This is a genomic window from Cupriavidus sp. 2SB (assembly GCF_005503625.1).
Lineage (GTDB): Bacteria > Pseudomonadota > Gammaproteobacteria > Burkholderiales > Burkholderiaceae > Cupriavidus.
In genome coordinates this window covers 21,315-27,336 of sequence record NZ_SCMX01000084.1, presented here as the reverse complement: position 1 = coordinate 27,336, position 6,022 = coordinate 21,315, and the positions used below count along the sequence as shown (strand labels likewise).

The window sequence follows — 6,022 nt, the reverse complement described above, 5'->3', positions numbered from 1 at the left end:
CGGTGTTGTGGAAGGGCTGCACCACACGCGGTGCGATGATCGGTGGCTTCCTGGGCCTGTTGTCGGCGGTGGTACTCACCGTACTGTCGCAGGCAGTGTGGGTCGACGTGTTCGCCGCGACGCCACTGGTCGACGGGAGGAAACACAGGTGATTCCCGTCACTCCACCCGCCGCCGAGCTTTAAGCTCGTTCAATCATCCGCAGCACTGCGATGGCCAGAGCACCGTTCGCCTCGCCCATCAGATCGACGGCGTCGAAATGATGACCACCGTTCTGCAAGACGATCTCCACGTCAACACCGGCATCGGATAGCAGTTCTTGATATTCGTGCTGAAGGCGGTGGCATTCCGGGGATTCGTCCCCGCCGACGGTCAGGATCATCGGCAGTTTGACTAGCTCCCGAAGCCCACTGCGCCGACCGCTTTCGACCCCCACAACTGCTGATGGAGCAGTCCGTGCGAAGGGGTTGCCGCCTTGAAGCTCTACTACCATCACCTGTCTGGGGCGACGCGTCCAGCCTGCTCACCTCCGGGCGGAGGCGAGCAGGCGACGGTCAGGGCAACGTGATCTTGCGGATCGTGTTGCGGTTTAGTTCCGTCACGTACAGGTTGCGGGCGCTGTCCATGGCGAGCGAGATCGGAGCGGTAAACCGTGCCACCGAGCCGCTACCGTTTGCGGTGCCCGAGGTCGTGGACCCGGTAATGGTCGTGACGACACCCGCCGGCGTGATCTTGCGGATCGTGTTGCCGTTGCGGTCCGCTACGTAGAGGTTGTCTTCCGGGTCGATGACCAGCCCGTTCGGACCATCGAACTGCGCGGCCGTGCCCACGCCATCCACCACACCGGCCGCGCCCGAACCGGCGAAAGTCGTCACGACGCCAGCCGTCGTGATTTTCCGGATCGTGTTGGTCGAGATGTCCACGACGAAGAGGTTGCCGAACGCATCCATCTGGATGTCGGACGGGGAGATGAAGCGCGCGGCGGCACCGGTGCCATCGACGTTGCCAAACGCGACGTTGCTGCCTGCCAGCGTCGTGACCACGCCTGCCAGCGTGATCTTGCGGATCACGTGGTTGTTGAATTCCGTGACATAGAGATTGCCGTCGGCATGGAGCACCGCACTCGTCGGACTCGTGAACAGTGCCGCAGTGCCCGTGCCGTCCGCATACCCCGGCGTTCCTGCCGCGGAGCCCGCCAACGTGGAGACGGTGGTGCCGTCGAACTTGCGGATGGAGTGGTTCCCGCTATCGACGATGTACATGTCGCCACCTGGGCCGAGCGTCACGGCGCTTGGATAGCGGAAGCGCGCGGTTGCGGCCGGACCATCCACCGTGCCCACCGTGTTGGTGCCAACCACGGTACTGACCACGCCTGCGGGCGTAATCATGCGGATCGAGCTGTTCTGCGAATCGACCACGAGCATGTTGCCTCAAGGTATGGGAGGAGTCGATTGCTCCATTCCCTAACGGCATGGGACGCGCACACTTGAGTTGTCAAAGGGAAGGGTGGTCCGTGCAGCGTGTGACTGGCAGGGCGTCGCCTTGCCGATCTTGACGTTCTCGCCCTGGGCGCCGGCAGGCTGGTGAATTGCTGCGCGCCCGCATTGTTGACTGCAACGCAAGTCATATTCGCAGCCTGGCGGCTTTTTCGTCGTGAGGGTCGAAGTCAGACTTAGGGCTCTGACCTGCGTGGTGCCCATTCACGCAAGACCGTGCCTGAAAGCTGGTGCATGGAACGGCGCCACGCTCCAACGAGGACGATTTTCGTGAACAAAACACTCGCCAAAACTTTCCTGATCGGGACGCTACCGCTATTCATGCATGCTGCGTCCGCAGCGGACTGGTATCCATCGCCTTATGGCGCGAGCGACGAGATTGGTGCGGCCAACCTGCTAACGCCGGACGTCGTCAGGCAGGCGGTCACGCTGGTGAAGACTGGCAAGACCTATCCGCTGGCCGTGCCGGTGGACAAGTCGCTCCCGGCCTACCGGCATCGCAGCTTCCAGCTCTACAACGTGCAAGTTGGACAGCAGGCTGGCCTGTCGCTTGGTCCGAACAAATTCACGTTCAACGACGAACTGGTCAATGCCTGGACCGGCGTCGGGACACAGCTCAACGGTATCGGTCATATCGGTATCGACAACGTGTACTACAACGGGAACCGGGCCGCCGATTTCGTCAGCGTGAATGGTGTCAGGAAGCTCGGTGTGGAGAAAGTGCCCCCACTGGTGACACGCGGTGTGGTACTCGACATGACCGCGCACTTTGGCCAAGCCATCGTTCCTGGCGGCACCGAGTTCTCGGTGAAGGATGTACAGGCCGTACTGAAAAAACAGGGCATTACGCTGCGCAAGGGCGACGTGGTGCTCTTCAATACCGGCTGGCTGGAACTGATCGGCAAGGACAACAACCAGTTCCTGGAAGTGGAGCCCGGCATTGGCATGGACGCCGCCAAATGGCTGGCTGACCAGGGCATCGTAGCCTTCGGGGGAGATACATGGGCTTCGGAGGTCTACCCGAGTCCGCACGGAAAGGAAGAGTTCCCGGTGAATCAGTACATGCTCGCCAAGCGTGGCATCTACAACCTGGAGTTGATCGACAGCCGGGCCCTGGTACGCGATCAGGCGTGGGAATTCCTGTTCGTCCTGGGGCAGCCACTCTATGTGGGCTCCACGCAGGTCAACGTGAATCCGGTTGCCATTCGATAGACCATCCTTGGGTCAACGTCGCACGGCTGGAATCGACCTGTCGCGCCAAAGTGAGTAGGTGGAAAAATGCCTTGTCCGCTGGCGCCTCGGAGGCGTTCATCTAGATACTGATGCCGCAGTGAAAGCGTCAAAAAATTCGTCTGAGTAGATCTCGGCCAGTGCAAGCCGTAGTGCCGCGGCTCGCTCGGCTCCGTACACTGCTTCGAAGCGATCCTGTGCCTGGCGCCAGAGTCGATTCGACTCGGCTAACTTAGCCTTTCCCTCTTGAGTGAGTTCGACTCTCCTGCTTCTGCCGTCCTTAGTGTCTCGCACTTGAACCAGGTAGCCATCCCGCTCGAGCGGTTGGATATTCCGCGCCAACGCCGAGCGATCAAGCACCATGGCCTGTGCCAACTCGGTCATTGTTGGCATCTGTCCTCGTGCGATGTGAACCAGTATGGACCGCTGTGAGACGGTCAACCCACATGGTGCCAGGGCGGCGTCATAGAGCTGCGTGATACGGCGCGTCGCCTTGCGCAAGGCAGATCCATTGCAGATCAATGGGTCTTTTGCTATCGAAGTGGGCATTCTGGATTCGGCCAAGTCTCAAATTTCCTCAATCAAAGCAGGGGAGCGATCGTTTCGGATCGTAGTGTAGTGCATCTTGACCAATGCGTGCATATGCAAGTAAAGTTGGTTGCTTGCATATGCACGTAATTTGTTGCTGGATGACCCGCCTTATGGCGAAAGGCCAAACGAGATGACTACCTCTGGATCGGCGACGATGGGCGCCTCCAATCCACGCCTGCGATTGATGCTGGAGGCGCCCATCGTTCCAACGGTTCTTCGCATGAGCGTGCCAAACATGCTCATGATGCTGGCCCAGGCATCGACGGGGTTGATCGAGACATGGTTCCTGGCGAAACTCGGTACGGACGTACTGGCCGGTGTCGCCGTTGTCATACCTGTACTCATGCTCATGGGAAACATGTCACAAGGAGCAATGGGTGGCGGGATATCTGCAGCGGTAGCGCGCGCACTTGGAGCCGGTAATCAGTCGTTGGCAAATCAGATTCCTCGGCACGCCCTCGCCATCAACATCCTTATTGGCGTTGCTTTCTCCGCGTTGCTCCTGACGTTTCAGCGGCCACTTTTTTCGCTTCTTGGCGCAAAGGGTGCGGCACTGGATGCGGCTTGCACTTACGGTCATGTGCTATTCGCAGGCCTTCCGCTAATGTGGGCGATGAACGCACTTGCCAGTGTGGTTCGGGGCACGGGCAACATGTCATTTCCCGGGATGGTGATCTGTGGAGGTGCCGTCGCCCTGGTGCCACTTTCTCCTTGCCTGATTTTTGGTTGGGGCCCGATTCCCCCTTTGGGAATTGCCGGTGGCGCATGGGCTTTGGTGATGTATTACGCAGCAGGCACTGCGATACTAGCCTGGTTCTGTTTGTCGGGACGTTCCGCCGCGCGGCTTGCGCCAGGCGCATTGCATTGGGCACCCATGCGCAGCATTTTGACCGTTGGCGCACTCGCATGTATCAATCCGGTACTTACCAATGCGCTGATAGCGGTGACCACCGCTCAAGTTGGTGGGCATGGCGGCACCGCGGCGCTGGCAGGCTACGCAACGGGAGCCAGGCTGGAGTACCTGCTGATTCCAATCGCGTTCGGCTTTGGAGCGCCGATGGTCGCGCTCGTGGGCGCCAACATCGGCGCAGGTCAGATCGACCGCGCGCGGCGTATTGCACTTAGCGGTGGATTCATGGCTTTCGCATTGGCCGAACTGGTGGGTCTTGTTGCGGCCCTTTGGCCCACCGCGTGGCTGGGTCTTTTTGGAGCCGACAAGCATTTGCTGGAAGCGGGCGTCGCCTACTTGCATATGGTGGGTCCGTTCTATGGCTTCTTCGCCCTTGGCTTCTCGCTCTACTTTGCATCTCAAGGTGCAGGTCGACTCAAGTGGCCGTTGGTGGCCGGAGCGCTGCGCCTCAGTTTGTTCGCCGGTGTCGGCGGCCTTGCATTGTCTCTGGGTGCAACCTTGCAACAGTACTTTGCCTTTGGCGCCCTTGCGATGCTCGTCTACGGTAGTTTCATTCTGTGGGCGGTGGCCCGCGGAAATTGGGGCCACGGGCGTGCTGGGAACTAAAAAAAGCCCCCCGTTTTCTAGGGGGGCGTTCCTCCGGTACTGCCGTTTCACTTCAGGCCGGAAGGAAGATTGATTTTGAAAAGCTCTACCGGATAACGGATCGTTGACTGACCATGATTAAAGGGCGCTGCGCCATCGATTTGTGGTACGGGCAAGTAAATGTGTCCCTTGCCATCGAGAAACGGGGCATCAACCCAGCGCAGGCGATGGTCACGCAATAGCATGGATACGGTGCCATCCGGTGCGCGCCGCATCAGGGAGTTGTCGGCCAAGGGGGTGTAATACAGGCTTCCATCTGCGCCCATGGCAGTGCCACCTACCGGCGGGTTGTCGAACCATGTGCTGACGTGCTTCGCCAGCGTATTGTCGTCGAGCGTTTCATCGTCCAGGTAGCGTGTTTCTATCTGGGACAGTGGACCTGACAGTGGGCCGAAGTAGAAGGTACGGCCATCCGGGCTAACTTCGAGCGGGTCGGCATTGACTCTCAGCGGACGATCATCGGTGCCAGTCAATACCTTGCCATTCACGACGATCGTGTCGCGCGCACGGGCGCGAGCGAAGGGCATGTCGTCGAAGCGACGCTGCACCTTGCCATCGTCCAGGTTCAGCACGAGAACCGCACCTTCTCCTGCATCGGTGATGTACGCGTGACGCCCGTTGATGCGAATATCGTCGATGTAGGTGTGGGCGCGAATCACATCCTTGGGAAAGGTGTAGACGCGTACCACAGTATCGGTGCGGGGATCGATGTGTACGATTTTCGGGCCACCAGCGACCGGTGTACCGCCAAAATCTGGCGAGCCCGTATCCACGATCCACAAGTCGCCGCGCGCGTCAGCGTGAATGGCGTTCACGCTGACGAATGCGCGTGTCGCATCATTGCCGGCCTTCCATCTGTTCCATCCAGCGTCTGGATACGGTGTCAGTGAACCGTTCTCCTCCGCGATTGCCACCGCAGGGCCAGTGTTTCCGGTCCACAGCGGTGAGCTGACGATGAACCGGCCGCGTGCGTCGACCACCACGGCGTTCCAGGGCATTTGAGTATTCTTCCGCATGGCTACGACCTCATCGGCTTGCACTGCCGACGCGGCGGTAGAGGCGAACGCTGTATTGGCGGTGGATGACATAGCACTGAGTATCGCAATGGCCATCAAGGTCAAAGGTTGTTTCTTGAAGAGGTGCAGCACGTT

Annotated in this window: 6 protein-coding genes; 2 read left to right on the top strand and 4 right to left on the bottom strand. The window is 59.7% G+C overall.

Annotated features, from left to right (window positions below; translation table 11 throughout):
* Positions 1-180: 180 nt before the first annotated feature.
* Together FFS21_RS27140 and FFS21_RS27135 are read right to left on the bottom strand one after the other, a co-directional pair.
* Complete coding sequence (locus FFS21_RS27140; protein ID WP_346814233.1) at positions 181-381, bottom strand: hypothetical protein; 201 nt, start codon at positions 379-381, stop codon at positions 181-183.
* 172 nt (positions 382-553) lie between these two features.
* Positions 554-1,423: an NHL repeat-containing protein gene (locus FFS21_RS27135; RefSeq protein ID WP_137927790.1), complete on the bottom strand. Its 870-nt coding sequence runs from the start codon at positions 1,421-1,423 to the stop codon at positions 554-556.
* A gap of 342 nt (positions 1,424-1,765) precedes the next feature.
* Between FFS21_RS27135 and FFS21_RS27130 the strand changes: the two genes are divergently transcribed.
* The gene (locus FFS21_RS27130) at positions 1,766-2,707 is read left to right on the top strand and encodes a cyclase family protein (RefSeq protein WP_502705200.1); all 942 of its coding nucleotides are present in this window, start codon (positions 1,766-1,768) and stop codon (positions 2,705-2,707) included.
* 96 nt (positions 2,708-2,803) lie between these two features.
* On the opposite strand, the gene FFS21_RS27125 is transcribed toward FFS21_RS27130, so the two are convergent.
* Positions 2,804-3,274, bottom strand: a complete 471-nt coding sequence (locus tag FFS21_RS27125) for a MarR family winged helix-turn-helix transcriptional regulator (protein WP_137927795.1) — start codon at positions 3,272-3,274, stop codon at positions 2,804-2,806.
* Between the two features lie 226 nt (positions 3,275-3,500).
* On the opposite strand from FFS21_RS27125, the gene FFS21_RS27120 reads away from it, so the two are divergent.
* Positions 3,501-4,832: an MATE family efflux transporter gene (locus FFS21_RS27120; RefSeq protein ID WP_137927794.1), complete on the top strand. Its 1,332-nt coding sequence runs from the start codon at positions 3,501-3,503 to the stop codon at positions 4,830-4,832.
* 47 nt (positions 4,833-4,879) lie between these two features.
* On the opposite strand, the gene FFS21_RS27115 is transcribed toward FFS21_RS27120, so the two are convergent.
* Positions 4,880-6,019, bottom strand: a complete 1,140-nt coding sequence (locus FFS21_RS27115; protein ID WP_249359685.1) for an L-dopachrome tautomerase-related protein — start codon at positions 6,017-6,019, stop codon at positions 4,880-4,882.
* Positions 6,020-6,022 lie beyond the last annotated feature (3 nt).

Excerpts from the sequence above, each read along its gene's own strand:
- FFS21_RS27140 (WP_346814233.1), bottom strand. The coding sequence starts at position 381 with ATGATCCTGACCGTCGGCGGGGACGAATCCCCGGAATGCCACCGCCTT.
- FFS21_RS27135 (WP_137927790.1), bottom strand. The coding sequence starts at position 1,423 with ATGCTCGTGGTCGATTCGCAGAACAGCTCGATCCGCATGATTACGCCC.
- FFS21_RS27125 (WP_137927795.1), bottom strand. The coding sequence starts at position 3,274 with ATGCCCACTTCGATAGCAAAAGACCCATTGATCTGCAATGGATCTGCC.
- FFS21_RS27120 (WP_137927794.1), top strand. The coding sequence starts at position 3,501 with ATGCTGGAGGCGCCCATCGTTCCAACGGTTCTTCGCATGAGCGTGCCA.